The sequence below is a fragment of the Duganella rivi genome, assembly GCF_009857435.1.
In the GTDB taxonomy this organism is placed as follows: Bacteria; Pseudomonadota; Gammaproteobacteria; order Burkholderiales; family Burkholderiaceae_D; genus Rugamonas; species Rugamonas rivi.
This window is the reverse complement of record NZ_WWCK01000005.1, coordinates 204624-221324: the sequence shown is the minus strand read 5'-3', so window position 1 is coordinate 221324 and position 16701 is coordinate 204624. Positions and strand designations below refer to the sequence as shown.

Genomic DNA, 16701 nt, shown 5'->3' with positions numbered 1-16701 from the left:
ATGAATAACTACGGATTGAAACAACGCGTCTCCACGCGCCTCGCTTTTCTGGCGGCCGGTATGGCCATGTCTTCGTGGGCGCCGCTGGTGCCGTATGCGCAGTCGCGCACCGGCGTCGAAGCTGCGCAACTGGGTTTGCTGCTGCTGTGCCTCGGCGTAGGCTCGCTGCTGGCGATGCCGGTGACTGGCTTGCTGGCGGCGCGTTATGGCTGCCGCCCGGTGATTCTGTTGTCGGGCCTCGGCTGCTGCGCGGTGTTTCCGTTTCTGGCGATAGCGCCTAGCGCGCCTTTGCTGGGATTGACCTTGTTCCTGTTCGGCGCAACTTTGGGCACGCTCGATGTATCGATGAATGTGCAGGCGGTGATCGTTGAGAAGGATTATGGCGGTGCGCTGATGTCGGGCTTCCACGGCATGTTCAGCGTGGGCGGCATCGTTGGCGCAGGCGTCATGAGTTTGATGCTGTGGCTGGGCATGGACATTGTCCGCGCTTCGGTGGCGATGACGATTGCGGTGGCCTTGGTGCTGCTGGCTGCCGGCCCTAATTTGCTGCGCGAAGCACCGGCGGCGGAACGCGATGCGCCTTTGCTGGTGGTGCCGCGCGGCGCGGTGGTGGTAATCGGCGTGCTGTGCATGTTCGTGTTCCTGGCCGAAGGCGCCGTTCTGGATTGGAGCGCGGTGATGCTGACCAATAGTGGCATGAGCGGCGCGCAGGGCGGTCTTGGCTACGCAGCGTTCGCAGTGGCGATGACGGTCGGACGTTTGAATGGCGATAAGATCGTGCAGCGCTGGGGCGGCCGACGCGTGTTGCTGCTGGGCGGCCTGGCTGCTGCTGCGGGCTTCTTCATCGTGGTGCTGGCGCCGTCGGCTTGGCTGGCGCTGGTGGGCTTTGTGCTGATCGGTTGCGGCGCCTCGAACATTGTGCCAGTGCTGTTCACGGCGGCCGGTAACCAGAACGATATGCCGGCCAGCCTGGCGGTGAGCGCCATTTCAACCATCGGCTATGCTGGTATTTTGGCCGGCCCGGGCTTGATTGGCTTTGTCGCGCATGCCGTTGGCTTGCAGTGGGCCTTTGCCGCACTGGCGGTCGGCATGCTGCTGGTGGCTACACAAGCCCGTCGAACAGCATAACTTCAACCAGCTGGCCGGCGGCGACGTTGGCCTGATCGTGGTGCAGCACCACGATGCAGTTTGCCTCGCTCATGGAGCTGAGGATGCCTGAGCCTTGTGCACCGGTCAGGCGCACTTGCGCTGTGCCGTCGGCGCCAGTGCTCAGGATGCCGCGCTGGTACTCGGTGCGGCCGGGGCGCTTGCGGATGGCTTCCGTAGCGCGGGCTTGAACGGTTTGCAGTTTTGTCTCGCTGCCCATCATGCGCAGCAGGGCGGGGCGGGCGAACATATAGAACGAGATCATCACGGCCACCGGGTTGCCGGGCAGGCCGAATAGCCAAGCGCTGTCTTGCTCCGTTTGGACTTTGCCGAAGGCCAGCGGGCGGCCTGGGCGCATGGCCAGCTTCCAGAAGGCGACGTCGCCGATCAAGGCCATGATGTCGCGCGTGTAGTCGGCCGCGCCTTCGGAGACGCCGCCGGAGGTGATGATGGCGTCGGCTTTGTTGGCGCCTTCGCGCAGGGCGGCTTCCAGCGCTTGCGGGTCGTCCTTTACTACGCCCATATCGATTACCTCGCAGCCCAGGCGGGTCAGCATGCCGAACAAGGTGTAGCGGTTGCTGTCGTAGACGCAGCCTGGTTCGAGCTTGTCGCCCAGTGAGCGCAGTTCGTCGCCGGTGGAGAAGAAGGCGACTTTGAGTTTGCGCTTGACGGTGACTTGGCCGATGCCCAGCGATGCGATCAAGCCCATGTCGGCAGGACGGATTTGTTTGCCGGCGGCGATGGCGACGCCGCCGGCTTTCAAGTCTTCACCGGCGCGGCGCAGGTTGGCGCCGGCGCGGACGGCGTTGGCGGCGATGGTGACTTGGTCGCCTTCGATGGCGGCGGCCAGTTCTTGCGGCAGCACGGTGTCGCAATCCTCTGGGATGCTGGCGCCGGTCATGATGCGCACGCATTCGTTGGCTTGCGGCGCTTGCGTGAACGGATGGCCGGCGTAGGCGACGCCGATGACCTTAAACGTGGCCGTGCCGTCGGCTGGCAGGTCGGCGCCACGCAGGGCGTAGCCGTCCATCGCCGAGTTGTCATGGGCGGGGACGTTGATCGGCGAGATGATGTCGGTGGCGAGCACGCGATCCAGAGCGGCCAGCAGGGGCAGCGTTTCAGTGGCGTCGACTGGCGTGATGCGCTGGCAGATCAAGCGCTGGGCCTCGGCGACCGGCAGTGCGGGCGGATCGCTATCGCGTGGCGCGGCGCTCGGTGCGGCTGGCGCTGGCGTGCTGCGTTCGTGGTGTTGGAGTTCTTCCAGCGTGTTGATATTGCTGAAGGCGGCGCTGTCTTCGAACAGCACTTCGGCCACTTTCAGCGTGTTGAAGAAGCCTTCCATGCGGCGCGCGCCGGTGTCGAGGTAAGCGTCCAGTTGCGGCAGCACGCTGGCCTTGAGCAGTGCGAAGACTGGATGCGGCTGGCGGAATGGCGCGGCGTCCGGCTGCTCCGGATCGCGCTCCATCGTCACCGCTATCGCCATGTCGGCGCCTTGTTCTTGCATGGCCGCGTACAAACGCGCGGCCAAATCCTCCGGGAAGAACGGCGAATCGCACGGCGCCGTCAACAGCAGCTCGGTCGGGCAAAACTGCAAGCCGATTTGCAGCCCGGCCAGCGGCCCGGCATAACCATCAAGGAAATCCGGCAGCACCGGCGACTCGCCGGCCAGCGCCTGGTACTGCGGCAGATTGCGATTGGCGTTGATCGCGACCGTGGCTACCTGCGGCGACAAGCGCGCCAGCACGTGCGCTGCCAGCGTCGATCCGCGAAACGGCTGCAAGCCCTTATCCACGCGACCCATGCGCGTGCCGCGTCCACCCGCCAGTATCAACCCGGTGATCTTGCTCTTCAAAGACAAAACTAACCCCCGATGTAAGACATTTCTACTTTGTTGGCACTGCGCTCTCGCTTGAGTACCTCGGTCTGACTGGTGCGCAGCTCCGAATAACGGTCCTCGCGCGCACGCCACAGGTGCGCCAGCGCGGTGCTGATTTCGGCGTCGCTGCGGCCTTCGCGCAGCAGGGCGCGCAGATCGTGGCCGCTGGTGGCGAACAGGCAGGTGTACAGTTTACCCTCAGTCGACAGGCGCGCGCGCGTACAGTCCGAGCAGAATGCCTGGGATACACTTGAGATCAAGCCGATTTCACCACTGCCGTCGGCGTAGCGCCAGCGCGATGCGGTTTCGCCGGTGTAGTTGGCGGCCACGGGCTCCAGCGGCATTTCGGCGCTGATGCGGCGCACGACTTCGGACGATGGCACTACCTCGTTCATCTTCCAGCCGTTGGATGCGCCCACGTCCATGTATTCGATGAAGCGCAGGATGTAGGGCGAGCCGCGGAAGTGGCGCGCCATCGGCAGGATCTCGTGATCGTTCATGCCGCCCTTGACCACCATGTTGATCTTGATCGGCCCAAGGCCAACTCGGTGGGCGACGTCTATCCCTTTCAGCACGTCTTCGACCGCGAAGTCGACGTCGTTCATGCGCTGGAAGGTGGCGTTATCCAAGGCGTCCAGCGAGACGGTCACACGCTGCAGGCCGGCGTCTTTCAGCGACTGCGCTTTGCGGGCCAGCAGCGAGGCGTTGGTGGTCAGCGTCAAATCCAGTGGCTTGCCGCTCACCGTTTTCAATTCGGCCAGCATGCCGACCAGCTTTTCGATATTTTTGCGCAGCAGCGGTTCGCCGCCGGTCAGGCGGAGTTTTTCCACGCCGTGGGCGATGAATAGCTTGGCGATGCGGGTGATTTCTTCAAACGACAGCAGCGAGGTATGCGGCAGGTAAGGGTAGTCGTTGTTGAACACCGCTTTCGGCATGCAGTACACGCAGCGGAAGTTGCAGCGGTCGGTGACGGAGATGCGCAGGTCGTGCAGCGGCCGCGCCATGCGGTCGCTCAGCAAGCCGGTTGGCGTTTCCAGTGTTGCGGGGATGGCCGGCGCGGCACCGCGCTGCTCGGTCATCATAATAATTTTTTCTGCCATATTGCTGTTTATGAAAGCGATTGCTAATGACTCAGACAGCTACGATAGCATGATAAAAAAAGGGAAGCACGAGGCTTCCCTTTTTTGCTGTCAGCCGGTGCGGCTTAACGGCGGGTGTCGACCTGGATCAGCGGCTCGTCAACTTGCGGCGGCAGCGGCTTGCGCTCGCGTGGCACGCGCACTGGCTGCACCACTTGGGCAGCGGCTTCCTGCGCGGCGCGCAGTTTGGCTGGGTCGGTGGCGGCCAGTGTCAGGCCGGCGGTGCTCAGCACGGCTTGCAGGTCGATCGGGGCCGATGGGGCCGGTGCGGCTGCTACTGGTGCTGGCGCTGCAACTGCTGGTGCAGCAGGAGCAGGTGCTGGCTCGGCGGCCACGGGCACTGGGGCCGGTGCTTCGACGGCGACAGCAGCAGGTGCTTCCACCACGGCTGGTGCGGCTTCTACTGCCGGTGCGGCGACTGGCGCAGCAACGGCAACTGGAGCGGTTTCCACAACAGCGGCTTCGACCGGGGCTGCAACTGATGCAGGAGCAGCAGGGACAAGCTCAGCAACGACCGGTGCGGCTTCCACCGGAGCGGCTGCTACTGGTGCAGCTTCGACAGGAGCAGCTACGGCAGGCGCGGCTTCCACCGGAGTGGCGGCCACAGGTGTAACTTCCACCGGTGCAACTTCCACCGGTGCGGCAGCCACTGGCGCAGCAGGAGCTTCTACCACTGGCGCTGGCGCAGCGGCGACCGGTGCAGCGGCTGGCGCTTCAACGGCTTCCACGGCGGCTGGCGCTGGTGCAACTGGAGCGGCTGCAGCCGGTGCATCAGCAGCGGCGGCTTCAGCAGCTTCCGCGACTTCGGCCACTGGCGCGAAGCTCAGTTCAGCTTGTTCGCCATCGGCGCCTGCTGCCGACTCTTGGCCTTCTACGCCTTCGCGTTCACGGCGATTGCGGTTACGGCCACCACGACGGCGACGACGGCGTGGCTCATCGCCTTCACCTGCCACTTCGTTGTCATCGCCCTCTGGGCCGGCGTTAGGCGCCGATTTCAGGATGCTTGCAGCGGCGTCGGTCGCAGGACCGGCGTTTGGTGCAACGGCGTTCATTGCCAGCTCTTCAGCTTTGGCTTCCACTGGCGCTTTGTCGCCCCGCGGTTCGCGTGGCTGGCGTGCTGGACGCTCGCCACGTTCTGCGCGCTCAGCACGTTCCGGGCGCTCGGCGCGCTCTGGACGCTCTGCACGTTCGCGTGCCTGGCCTTCTGCTGCCTGCTCACGCGGCTCGCGTGGTTCGCGTGGAGGACGCGGCTGGCGTGGTGGACGGCCATTGGCGTCCGCTGCCTTGCCTTCTTCCTTCTCGCCACGGGCTGCGCCCGGTTCTTTCTCTTCGCGCTCGCCACGGCCACCTTTGCCGTTGCGGTTGCGGCCGCGTGGGCCACGCGCGTTGCGGTCGCCGCGCTCGCCGTTGGCAGGCGTTTTGACCACGATGGTCGGCTGCTGCGGCAGGGCCGGTGCGGCCGGCTTGCCGGTGAAGAAGCCGATCAGCTTGGCAAAGAAACCTTGCTCGGCTGGCGCCGGTGCTGGGGCCGGGGCCGGCTTGATGACGGTCTCGGTCGGCTTGCGGTCAACCAGCGGTGCAGGCTGCTCAGGGGTGATGGTCTTGACCATGGCTTCCTGGCGCGGCTTGGCTTCTTCCTTCTGGCGCTTGCTGTAGGCCAGGTCGGTTTCGGCTTGCTCGGCCAGGGTGTAGCTGGCGCTGCTGTCTTCCAGGCGCGGATCGTCGTGCTTGATGCGTTCCAGCTTGTAGTGCGGAGTTTCCAGGTGCTTGTTCGGCACCAGGATGATGGTGATGCGATGGCGGGTCTCGATCTTCAGGACTTCGCCGCGCTTTTCGTTCAGCAGGAAGGCTGCCACGTCCACCGGCACTTGCACGTGGATGGTGGCCGAGTTTTCCTTCATCGCCTCTTCCTGGATGATGCGCAGGACTTGCAGCGCCGACGATTCGGTGTCGCGGATGTGGCCGGTGCCCGAGCAGCGTGGGCAGGTCACGTGCGAACCTTCCGACAGCGACGGACGCAGGCGCTGGCGCGACAGTTCCATCAGGCCGAAGCGCGAAATCTTGCCCATCTGAACGCGGGCGCGGTCGTGGTGCAGGGCGTCTTTCAGGCGCTGTTCCACTTCGCGCTGGTTCTTGGCCACTTCCATATCGATGAAGTCGATCACGATCAGGCCGCCCAAGTCGCGCAGGCGCAGCTGGCGGGCTACCTCTTCGGCGGCTTCGCAGTTGGTGTGGAAAGCGGTGGTTTCGATGTCGGAACCGCGGGTGGCGCGGGCCGAGTTGACGTCGACCGATACCAGTGCCTCGGTGTGGTCGATCACGATGGCGCCGCCCGATGGCAGCGGCACGGTACGCGAGTACGCGGTTTCAATTTGGTGTTCAATCTGGAAACGCGAGAACAGCGGTACGTCGTCGCTGTAGCGTTTTACACGGTGCACCATGTCGGGCATCACGTGGCTCATGAACTGGTGGGCTTGCTCGTAGATCTCGTCGGTATCGATCAGGATCTCGCCGATATCCGGCTGGAAGTAGTCGCGAATCGCGCGGATCACCAGCGACGACTCCTGGTAGATCAGGAACGCGCCGGAAGCCGACTTGCCGGCGCCTTCGATCGCGCGCCACAGTTGCATCAGGTAGTTCAAGTCCCACTGCAGTTCTTCCACGCTGCGGCCGATGCCGGCGGTGCGGGCGATGACCGACATGCCTGGCGGCAGGTCCAGCTTGTCCATGGTTTCGCGCAGTTCCTGGCGCTCTTCACCTTCAACCCGGCGCGAAACACCACCACCGCGCGGGTTGTTCGGCATCAGCACCAGGTAACGGCCGGCCAGCGACACGAAGGAGGTCAGGGCGGCGCCTTTGTTGCCGCGCTCTTCCTTCTCCACCTGCACCATGATTTCCTGGCCTTCGCGCAGCGCTTCTTTGACGGAAGCATTGCGGACATCGACGCCTTCTTTGAAGTAAGTGCGTGCTACTTCCTTGAATGGCAGGAAACCGTGGCGATCTTCGCCATAGCTGACGAAGCAAGCTTCGAGCGATGGTTCGATGCGGGTGATCACGCCTTTGTAGATGTTGGACTTGCGCTGTTCGCGTCCGGCGGTTTCGATGTCGATATCGATCAGTTTCTGACCATCGACGATCGCTACGCGCAGTTCTTCTTGCTGCGTAGCATTAAACAACATGCGTTTCATTTTTATAAACTCCGCGACCCTTGGGCCATGTGTGCTGCCCGGTTTTTCTAGGTCCGGTACAGCAAGCTACAGGGATATGCGCGAGAATCGGAGTGATTGCGGTGGGTATGCCCATCCTGTGCAGCCGCACGGAGCGGCCGCAACTGGGCGCATGAGGTTGATCGACATGCCGAGTGCTCGCTTCATCTGTAGTTCTCCATGCGGCCCCAACGGACGGCAGAAAAGAACAGACGGAGAGCAGCGTCTTAATGGCCAGATCTCGACCAGGCTTACAAACTACAAGTGTTGCAACTTCGGTAACCAGGCTGATATCAGCCTTCCGTCGAGCTTGCAGTGAGCATGGGGTCTGACGAAAACGGCAAGCGTTATCAACTACTCATCAACCGGCCAGCCTAACTTATGATCTGGCTGACCGGACTTTATCCTTACTATCCAATCATTCTTCTTCAGCATCCCTGTCGCCATCCGATTACAACTACGGTGCAACCCTGATTCCGGCAGGGATGGTGCGCATACATTTTTTCCTCTGAATTTGCAATTTGGCGAGGCCAGTGGAGACGCCCCTGTGTAAAATGTGCTTTTATTCTTACACTTGCCGCAGTGAGAACCGCAGCGAAACGATTATATATTCAAAATGAAGGACTTAGAGAGATTTCTGGGAAGACAGAGCAAATGAAGATGCAAAAAGATGTTGTTCCCGCTTCAACGTCCGCCCCGCTGCAAGCCCAATTCGTCACCATCACTGAAGAAGAAGCCGGTCAACGGATCGATAACTACCTGTTGCGCGTTTGCAAAGGCGTGCCGAAAAGCCACGTCTATCGCATCCTGCGCTCGGGCGAAGTGCGCGTAAACAAAGGTCGTATCGACCAACTGTACCGACTGGTACAAGGCGACGTGGTGCGGATTCCGCCGATCCGCCTGGCGGAAAAGCCGGATAATCACGTTCCGGCCGCCGAATTCAAGATTATTTTCGAAGACAGCCACCTGCTGGTGATCGACAAGCCGGCCGGCGTGGCCGTGCACGGCGGTTCCGGCGTGTCGTTCGGCGTGATCGAGCAGTTGCGCGCCTCGCGCCCGGACGCCAAGTTTCTGGAACTGGTGCATCGCCTCGACCGCGAAACGTCCGGCCTGTTGTTGTTGGCAAAGAAACGTTCGGCCCTGACCAGCCTGCACGAGCAAATGCGCGACGGCGAGACCGACAAGCGCTACCTGACCATGGTGGCAGGCGACTGGAAAAATGCGCGCCAGCACATCAAGCTGGCTTTGCATAAATACACCACGGCCGACGGCGAGCGCCGCGTGACCGTATCGGAAGAGGGCGGCCAGCCATCGCACACGATTTTCTCGTTGTTGAAGAAATTCGAGGGCTTTGCCTTGCTGGAAGCCGAGCTGAAGACTGGCCGCACCCACCAGATCCGCGTACACCTGTCATCGTCTGGCTTCCCCATCGTAGGTGACGACAAGTACGGCGATTTCGCCTTGAACAAGGCGCTGCAAAAGGCCACCGACACGCGCGGCGCCCTCAAGCGCATGTTCCTGCACGCGCACCAAATTACCTTTACCCACCCGGAATCCGGTAAAAAGATGACGCTCAACGCGCCGTTGGCTGCCGAATGTGAACGATTCTTGGTAAGCTTGGGCAAACCTCTTAACTAATCGAAAACACATGGCAAGAAAGCAATTTGATCTGATCGTCTTCGATTGGGACGGTACGTTGATGGATTCGACCTCAACGATCGTAAAGTGCATCCAGGCAGCCGCGCGCGACCTGAAATTGCCGGTGCCGGGCGACGACCGCGCGGCTCACGTGATCGGCCTCGGCCTGCACGAAGCCATGCAGGCGGTGCTGCCCGATGTCGATCCGGCGTTCTACCCGCGCATGGTGGAGCGCTATCGCTACCATTTCCTGTCGCGCGATCACGAGATCAGCCTGTTCCCCGGCGTGCACGACATGCTGGAAGAACTGTCGCAGGCCGGCTATTTCCTGGCGGTGGCCACCGGCAAGAGCCGGGTTGGCCTGAATCGCGCCATGAACGACGTCAAAGTGCTGTCGCTGTTTGACGCCACCCGTTGTGCCGACGAAACCTTCTCCAAGCCGCACCCGGCCATGCTGCAAGAACTGACTCGGGAGTTAGGTCAAGATATGCGACGTACGGTGATGATCGGCGATACCACGCACGACCTGCTGATGGCCAGCAATGCCGGTGCGGCCGGTATCGCGGTCGAGTACGGCGCCCATCCGGTGGATCAATTACACGCCTGCAAACCGCTGTTCTCCGCTAAAACGGTGGCCGAACTGCATCAATGGCTGAGCGAGCACGCGTAATGGACGAGATTTTGATTTGCGCCTCGGACGCCATTCTGGATGGCGGCAAAGGCGTACGCTTTGCACTGACGGCCGGCGGCGAGGACGCCACCGGTTTCGTGGTGCGCCACAGCGGCAAGGCTTACGCCTATTTGAACCGATGCGCCCATGTCCCGATCGAACTGGATTGGGCCGAGGGTGAGTTTTTTGAATCGAGCAAGCTGTACATCATGTGCTCGACCCACGGCGCGATTTATGTGCCGGAAACCGGGCAGTGCGCCGGCGGCCCATGCCGTGGCGGCCGCCTGCGGCCGATCGCCGTGGTGGAACGCGAGCAGCAAATCTATTGGCAACCGGATGATTACGTGCGTCCCGCGCGCGCCTGACTTAACTAATAAAGCAATCCATGAGTGACGATCTCGACACCGGCAGCACCCCAGCACCCGCACCGACGCCTGCGCCGCAGCCGGCCAAACCTGGCGTCAGCGCTTCCAACTGGGAGCGCGAGGTGCTGGAAAAGCTGGTGTTTGCCACGCTGAAAGAACAGAAGGCATCGCGCCGCTGGGGCATTTTCTTCAAGGCGCTGACCTTGCTGGTGGTGGTGTTTGCGCTGAGCGCTTACTTCGACGTCAGCTGGACTGGCTCGGACGGCGAGGCGCTGGGCCGGCATACGGCGCTGATCGAGGTGGAAGGTTCGATCGAATCCGAAGGCAGCGGCTCGGCCGCCGTGGTGATCCCGGCGCTGAACAAGGCGTTTTCCGACAGCGGTTCGGTAGCCGTGGTGCTGCATATTAATAGCCCGGGCGGCAGTCCGGTGCAGGCTGGCATGATCGTCGATGAGATGATCCGCCTGCGCAAGGGCTATCCGGGCAAGCCGCTGTACGTTGTGGTGGACGAGATTTGCGCGTCCGGCTGCTACTACATCGCGGCCGGCGCTGACCGCATCTACGTCAACAAGGCCAGCATCATCGGCTCGATCGGCGTGCTGATGGATGGTTTCGGCTTCACCGGCATCATGGAGAAAGTTGGAGTTGAGCGACGTCTGTTGACTGCCGGCGAGAACAAGGGCTTTATGGACCCGTTCAGCCCGCTGACCGAAAAGCACAAGCAGCACGCGCAAGCCATGCTCAACGAAATCCATCAGCAGTTTATTCAAGTGGTGCGCAACGGCCGCGGCAAACGCTTGAAGGAAACGCCGGAGACGTTCTCCGGCCTGTTCTGGACTGGCGCCAAGTCGATAGACATGGGCTTGGCCGACGCTTACGGCACGGTGGACAGCGTCGCGCGCGACGTGGTCAAGGCTGAAGACATCGTCGACTACACCCAGCATGAAGGCTTGCCGGAACGCGTGCTGAAGAAATTCGGCGCGGCCATGGGCGCCGGCGCGATGAAGTCCGCGGTGGAAACGGCGCGGCCGAGCTTGCATTAGCCTCAGTGGTAGGATGACTGGCTGAGCGATTAATATTATCAATACAGTCTCCTTTTCACTTGCAGATCGCTCATGGTGAACTATATTAGTGTTGTAGTTCTTACCTAGGGGGGCAAATATAAATACTTTCCGGTCGTGTCGTACAACGTAGAGAACTACTCAGCTGCATCATTGATGCGGAGTAGAGAGAATTTAGATTCCTCATTAAGTTCCTTTGTGGAACTGAAAACAGCGGCTCCGTGCCGCTGTTTTCTTTTGCGGAGTCGCCCGCTTCCAGTAAAATCGCGCCCATGAGCAAATTATCCTTGGACCGCATCCTGCAATCGCAGGGCTATGGCACCCGCAAATTCTGCCGCACCTTGATCGAGGACGGCGAAGTCACGATCAACGGCGTGGTGCACGACAATTACAAAGAAACCATCGAGACCGATGGGTTGGTGTTCCGCCTGTTCGACGAGGACGTGGTGTACCGCGAACACGTCTACATCGCGCTGCATAAACCTGCCAACTTCGAGTGTTCACGCAAGCCCAGCCACCACCCGGGCGTGCTGACCTTGCTGGCGGAAGAACTGACTTGGCGCGACGTGCAACCGGTCGGCCGGCTCGACCATGACACCACCGGCATGCTGCTGATGTCGGACGATGGCGCCTTTATCCATGCGCAATCGTCGCCAAAGCGCCACGTACCGAAAATCTACCAGGCCACCACGGCCGAGCCGGTCACTGATGAGCTGATCGCGCAAATGCTGGCCGGCGTGCAGCTGCACGACGAACCGGCGCCGCTGGCGGCGCAAACCTGCGTCAAGCGCGGCGAGTACCAGCTGGAGATCGTGCTGGAGCAGGGCAAATATCACCAGGTGAAGCGCATGCTGGCCGCTGCCGGCAACCACTGCGCGGCGCTGCATCGCTCGGCCATCGGCAATCTGGAGCTGGCTTCGCTCGACCTGAACGAAGGCGAATGGTGCTACCTCACCCCTGAACAACTGGCCTTGCTCGCACCCGCATGAAGCTCGCTACCCTGAAAGACGGCACCCGAGACGGCCAGCTGATGGTGGTCTCGCGCGACCTGAAAACCGCCCAATTGGCCGACGGTGTGTGCCGTACTCTGCAACGCGCTTTGGACGATTGGACTTTCATCTCACCGCAACTGGACGCCATCTACCAGGAATTGAACCGTGGCGGTGGCCGCCGCAGTTTCGATTTCGAGCCGGCCAACTGCATGGCGCCGCTGCCGCGTGCGTTCCAGTGGGTGGACGGTTCGGCTTACGTCAATCACGTTGAGCTGGTACGCAAGGCGCGCGGCGCCGAGATGCCGGCCTCGTTCTGGGAAGAGCCGCTGATGTACCAGGGCGGCAGCGACGATTTCCTCGGCCCGACCGATGACATTACGCTGGCGCGCGAAGAGTGGGGCATCGATTTCGAAGCAGAAGTGTGCGTGATCACCGACGATGTGCCCATGGGCTCGACTGCCGATCAGGCGCATCAGCGCATCCGGCTGCTGATGCTGGCCAACGACGTCTCGCTGCGCAATCTGATTCCAGAAGAATTGGCCAAGGGTTTCGGCTTCCTGCAATCCAAGCCGGCCACCAGCTTCTCGCCGGTAGCAGTCACGCCGGACGAGCTGGGCGACGCCTGGAAAGGCGGCAAAGTCCACCTGCCGCTGCTGTCGACCTGGAACGACAAGCTGGTTGGCAAGCCGCAGGCTGGCGTCGACATGGTATTCAACTTCCCGCAGTTGATTGCCCACCTCGCCAAGTCGCGCAATGTGCGGGCTGGTTCCATCATCGGTTCCGGCACTGTCTCCAACAAAGATAGCAAGAAGGGCTATTCCTGCATCGCCGAGCAGCGCTGCCTTGAAATGATTGCCGGCGGCGAGCCGGTCACGCCGTTCATGGCGTTTGGCGACACCATCCGCATCGAGATGCTGGACGACGGTAAATCCGTGTTCGGCGCTATCCACCAAACCGTCAAGCAAGCCTGAGTTTCCTGCCGTATTCCATCGATGATCTTGCCGTGCCGCAATCCATAATGGCACGGTCGAGATTAACCTTAGCAGCAGGCAGACCAAATGGCAGACGATAGCGACGCAGAAAAGACCGAACCCGCGTCAGCGAAGCGCCTCGAGCAGGCGCGTGAAGAAGGCGACGTTCCCCGATCGCGGGAAGTAGCGACGTTTACCGTGCTGATGGCGGCGGGCGCCTGCCTGTGGGTCAGTGGCGACAGCCTGGTGCGCCAGATGCAGGGCGCGCTGGTGTCCGGCCTGTCCCTGACCCAGGAACAAATCTTTGACTCAGACGTGCTGTTCCACCGGATTGCGGTGGACGTGGTGCAGGTGCTGATTGCCTGCCTGCCGCTTGGCATTGCGGTGATGATCGTGGCGCTGGCCTCGCCGATGCTGGTCGGCGGCTGGCTGTTCAGCGGCAAGGCCTTCATGCCGAACTTTAACAAGCTCAATCCGATCAACGGCATCGGCAATATGTTTTCGACCAATGCGCTGGTTGAGCTGGTGAAGGCGATCCTGAAAACCATCGTGGTCGGCTTTGTGACGTGGCTGGTGGTGCTTAAGTACAAGGATGCGGTGATCGGCCTGTCGGTCGAGCCGCTCAAGCTCGGCATCGGCCACACGCTCAATATGCTGTCCTCGAGCTTCATGTTTATCGTCGGCGCGTTGGGCCTGATCGCGGCCATCGACGGCCCGTATCAGATGTGGCACTACGCGAACAAGCTGAAGATGACGCGCCAGGAGTTGATCCAGGAATCGAAAGAATCCGACGGTAACCCGCAAATCAAGGGCAAGATCCGCCAGCTGCAACGCGAGATGGCCAAGCGCCGCATGATGGCCGACGTGCCGACCGCCGACGTGGTGGTGACCAACCCGACTCACTACGCGGTCGCGCTGAAGTACAACGACGGCATGCGCGGCGCGCCGAAAGTGGTGGCCAAGGGTACCGACGAAGTGGCGGCCAAGATCCGCGAAATCGCCAAGGAACACAAGGTCGCCATGCTGGAAGCGCCGGCGCTGGCGCGTGCGCTGCACAAGCACACCGAGATCGGCGACGAGATTCCAGAACAGCTGTACGCGGCGGTGGCCGAAGTGCTGGCTTATGTGTTCCAGCTGCGTCTGTTTAGCAAAGGCAAGGGCAAGTACCCAGACAAGCCAAGCAAACTCGATGTGCCGCGCACCATGGATCCATTGGATCCCCTGTATGTTCCCAAGAACAGCACACCACCAGATTTGAATAACGGAGCATCTGCATGAACGCCCTGAGCAACATCAAACTGCCGCCATGGCTGCAAGGCTTGGCCACGGCGCAAAACAAGGCCAGCCTGGCGGCGCCTATCCTGATCATCATGCTGTTGGCGATGATGATCTTGCCGCTGCCGGCGTTCGTGCTCGATCTGTTCTTCAGCTTTAACATCGCGCTGTCGGTGATTGTGCTGCTGACTGCGCTGTACACGGTGAAGCCGCTGGACTTCATGGCTTTCCCGACCATTCTGCTGCTGTCCACCATGCTGCGCCTGTCCTTGAACGTGGCGTCGACCCGCGTGGTGCTGACCGAAGGCCATACCGGCGCGGATGCGGCCGGTAAGGTGATTGAGGCCTTCGGCCACTTCCTGATCGGCGGTAACTACACGGTCGGTATCGTGGTGTTCGTGATCCTGACGATTATTAACTTCGTGGTGGTGACCAAGGGTGCGGGCCGTATCGCCGAGGTGGGCGCGCGTTTTGCCTTGGATGCAATGCCGGGTAAGCAGATGGCGATTGACGCCGACCTTAACGCCGGCTTGATCGGCGAGGCCGAGGCGAAAAAACGCCGTAGCGAAGTGTCGATGGAAGCCGAATTCTACGGCGCGATGGACGGTGCCTCGAAGTACGTGCGCGGCGATGCGATCGCCGGTATTTTGGTGACGGTGATTAACGTGGTCGGTGGTCTGCTGGTCGGCTTGATCCAGCACGATATGCTGTTTGCCGATGCGATCAAGAACTACACGCTGCTGGCGATTGGTGACGGCTTGGTGGCGCAGATTCCTTCGCTGGTGATTTCGATTGCGGCCGGTATCGTGGTGTCGCGCGTGGCTAGCGAGCAGGACATCGGCTCGCAGCTGATGGGCCAGCTGTTCGGCAAGCCGCAAGTGCTGTATATCACTGGCGCCATCATCGGCGGCATGGGTTTGATTCCCGGCATGCCGAACCTGGTGTTCCTGCTGCTGGGTGCGATTCTCGCAGGCTCCGGCTACATGATGACCAAGCGCGCGGCTGAGAAGCAAACGGCCGAGGTGGCTGCGGCGGAAGCAGCGGCGCCGGCTGCGGCAGCGGCGGCCGAGCAGGAAGAGGCCAGCTGGCAGGACGTGATGCCTGTCGATACGTTGGGCCTGGAAGTAGGCTATCGCCTGATTCCGCTGGTGGACAAGACGCAGGGCGGCGAGCTGCTCAAGCGCATCAAGGGCATCCGCAAGAAGTTTGCGCAGGAGGTGGGCTTCCTCGCGCCGCCGGTGCACATTCGCGACAATCTGGAATTGAAGCCGTCGGCTTACCGCATCGCGCTGAAAGGCGTGGAGGTGGGCACGGGCGAGGCGTACAACGGCCAGTTCCTGGCGATCAATCCGGGCATGGCGACTGGCACCTTGCAGGGTATGGTGACTACCGATCCCGCCTTCGGCTTGCCGGCCGTGTGGATCGACGCCAATCTGCGTGACCAGGCGCAGGGCATGGGCTATACCGTGGTCGATGCGGGCACTGTGGTGGCCACGCACTTGAATCACTTGATCACCACACACGCGTCCGAACTGCTGGGCCGTTCAGAAGTGCAGTCGCTGCTCGATCACTTGAGCAAGGAAGCGCCGAAGCTGGTGGAAGACCTGGTGCCGAAACTGATTCCGTTGTCGACCTTGCAGAAGGTGTTGCAGAACCTGCTGGCGGAAGGCGTGCATATCCGCGACATGCGCACCATCATCGAGACGCTGGCCGAGCACGCGGTGCATACGCAAGACGCTGGTGACCTGACCATCCTGGTACGTATCGCACTGGGCCGCGCCATCGTGCAGCAGTTGTTCCCGGGCGCCAGCGAGTTGTCGGTGATGACCTTGGATAACCGCCTCGAACGCTTGCTGATGCAGGCGCTGGCAGCCAGCGGCCCGGACGGCGCCGGCATCGAGCCGGGCTTGGCGGACACCATCGCCCAGCAAGCGCAGCAAGCCGCCGCGCAGCAGGAAGCGCTGGGCCTGACGCCGGTGCTGCTGGTGCCGGGGCCATTGCGCGCCTTGCTGTCGCGCTTCCTGCGGCGCGCGCTGCCGCAGTTGAAAGTGCTGTCGCACGCCGAAATCCCGGAAAGCAAAACCATCCGCGTCACCGCGCTGGTAGGCCAGCAACCGGTCTGAGTTTGACCTGTCTTTAACTCCATCCACGCAGTCGGCCTAGACCGCGTGGATGAATGACGACTACGACACGCCGTGGAAGGAAGTGGTCACGCGCTACTTCCCCGAATTCATGGCCTTCTATTTTCCCGAGGCGCACGCGCTGGTCGACTGGTTGGCATCTATGCTTCGTTGACGCCCGCACGCTCGACGAGGTTTTCCGCGACTGAATTGCGGGCCATTTCTGCCCTTGTTCATCAGAT

General features: G+C 61.7%; 13 protein-coding genes. 10 read left to right on the top strand and 3 right to left on the bottom strand.

The window, feature by feature from the left end; all coding sequences use genetic code 11:
• Positions 1–1128 carry an MFS transporter gene (locus GTP45_RS17110; RefSeq protein ID WP_161015091.1) on the top strand — a complete coding sequence of 376 codons (1128 nt, stop codon included), beginning with the start codon at positions 1–3 and terminating at the stop codon, positions 1126–1128.
• Here GTP45_RS17110 and moeA read toward each other — a convergent pair.
• The 3 genes from moeA to GTP45_RS17095 form a co-directional block, all read right to left on the bottom strand.
• A complete protein-coding gene (moeA, locus tag GTP45_RS17105) occupies positions 1103–3004 on the bottom strand; it encodes a molybdopterin molybdotransferase MoeA (RefSeq protein ID WP_161015090.1) in 1902 nt (633 codons plus the stop codon). The genes GTP45_RS17110 and moeA overlap by 26 nt on opposite strands.
• 2 nt (positions 3005–3006) lie before the next feature.
• Positions 3007–4122, bottom strand: coding sequence for a GTP 3',8-cyclase MoaA (gene moaA / locus GTP45_RS17100; RefSeq protein WP_161015089.1), 1116 nt, complete (start codon positions 4120–4122; stop codon positions 3007–3009).
• Positions 4123–4226: 104 nt separating this feature from the next.
• Positions 4227–7349, bottom strand: a complete 3123-nt coding sequence (locus GTP45_RS17095; RefSeq protein WP_161015088.1) for an Rne/Rng family ribonuclease — start codon at positions 7347–7349, stop codon at positions 4227–4229.
• 672 nt (positions 7350–8021) lie between these two features.
• On the opposite strand from GTP45_RS17095, the gene GTP45_RS17090 reads away from it, so the two are divergent.
• The 9 genes from GTP45_RS17090 (at position 8022) to GTP45_RS29035 (ending at position 16634) form a co-directional block, all read left to right on the top strand.
• Entirely contained in the window at positions 8022–9005 is a 984-nt protein-coding gene (locus GTP45_RS17090) for an RluA family pseudouridine synthase (RefSeq protein ID WP_161015087.1), read from the top strand.
• A gap of 10 nt (positions 9006–9015) precedes the next feature.
• Entirely contained in the window at positions 9016–9675 is a 660-nt protein-coding gene (locus GTP45_RS17085) for an HAD-IIIA family hydrolase (protein ID WP_161015086.1), read from the top strand.
• Positions 9675–10040, top strand: a complete 366-nt coding sequence (locus tag GTP45_RS17080; RefSeq protein WP_161015085.1) for a Rieske (2Fe-2S) protein — start codon at positions 9675–9677, stop codon at positions 10038–10040. Before GTP45_RS17085 ends, GTP45_RS17080 begins: the two co-directional genes overlap by 1 nt.
• Positions 10041–10060: 20 nt before the next feature.
• Entirely contained in the window at positions 10061–11083 is a 1023-nt protein-coding gene (locus tag GTP45_RS17075) for a S49 family peptidase (RefSeq protein ID WP_161015084.1), read from the top strand.
• A 290-nt stretch (positions 11084–11373) separates the two neighbouring features.
• Positions 11374–12090 carry a pseudouridine synthase gene (locus tag GTP45_RS17070; protein ID WP_161015083.1) on the top strand — a complete coding sequence of 239 codons (717 nt, stop codon included), beginning with the start codon at positions 11374–11376 and terminating at the stop codon, positions 12088–12090.
• Complete coding sequence (locus GTP45_RS17065) at positions 12087–13064, top strand: fumarylacetoacetate hydrolase family protein (RefSeq protein WP_161015082.1); 978 nt, start codon at positions 12087–12089, stop codon at positions 13062–13064. Before GTP45_RS17070 ends, GTP45_RS17065 begins: the two co-directional genes overlap by 4 nt.
• Before the next feature lie 87 nt (positions 13065–13151).
• Entirely contained in the window at positions 13152–14342 is a 1191-nt protein-coding gene (flhB, locus tag GTP45_RS17060; RefSeq protein WP_161015081.1) for a flagellar biosynthesis protein FlhB, read from the top strand.
• Positions 14339–16462 carry a flagellar biosynthesis protein FlhA gene (gene flhA, locus GTP45_RS17055; RefSeq protein ID WP_161015080.1) on the top strand — a complete coding sequence of 708 codons (2124 nt, stop codon included), beginning with the start codon at positions 14339–14341 and terminating at the stop codon, positions 16460–16462. Before flhB ends, flhA begins: the two co-directional genes overlap by 4 nt.
• A gap of 49 nt (positions 16463–16511) precedes the next feature.
• Positions 16512–16634 (top strand): hypothetical protein, encoded by a 123-nt coding sequence (locus GTP45_RS29035; RefSeq protein ID WP_267876203.1) that lies wholly within the window; start codon positions 16512–16514, stop codon positions 16632–16634.
• Positions 16635–16701: the final 67 nt, after the last annotated feature.

Coding starts and splice junctions, on each gene's coding strand:
- GTP45_RS17110 (WP_161015091.1), top strand. CDS start 1: ATGAATAACTACGGATTGAAACAACGCGTCTCCACGCGCCTCGCTTTT.
- moaA (WP_161015089.1), bottom strand. CDS start 4,122: ATGGCAGAAAAAATTATTATGATGACCGAGCAGCGCGGTGCCGCGCCG.
- GTP45_RS17095 (WP_161015088.1), bottom strand. CDS start 7,349: ATGAAACGCATGTTGTTTAATGCTACGCAGCAAGAAGAACTGCGCGTA.
- GTP45_RS17090 (WP_161015087.1), top strand. CDS start 8,022: ATGAAGATGCAAAAAGATGTTGTTCCCGCTTCAACGTCCGCCCCGCTG.
- GTP45_RS17085 (WP_161015086.1), top strand. CDS start 9,016: ATGGCAAGAAAGCAATTTGATCTGATCGTCTTCGATTGGGACGGTACG.
- GTP45_RS17080 (WP_161015085.1), top strand. CDS start 9,675: ATGGACGAGATTTTGATTTGCGCCTCGGACGCCATTCTGGATGGCGGC.
- GTP45_RS17075 (WP_161015084.1), top strand. CDS start 10,061: ATGAGTGACGATCTCGACACCGGCAGCACCCCAGCACCCGCACCGACG.
- GTP45_RS17070 (WP_161015083.1), top strand. CDS start 11,374: ATGAGCAAATTATCCTTGGACCGCATCCTGCAATCGCAGGGCTATGGC.
- GTP45_RS17065 (WP_161015082.1), top strand. CDS start 12,087: ATGAAGCTCGCTACCCTGAAAGACGGCACCCGAGACGGCCAGCTGATG.
- flhB (WP_161015081.1), top strand. CDS start 13,152: ATGGCAGACGATAGCGACGCAGAAAAGACCGAACCCGCGTCAGCGAAG.
- flhA (WP_161015080.1), top strand. CDS start 14,339: ATGAACGCCCTGAGCAACATCAAACTGCCGCCATGGCTGCAAGGCTTG.
- GTP45_RS29035 (WP_267876203.1), top strand. CDS start 16,512: ATGAATGACGACTACGACACGCCGTGGAAGGAAGTGGTCACGCGCTAC.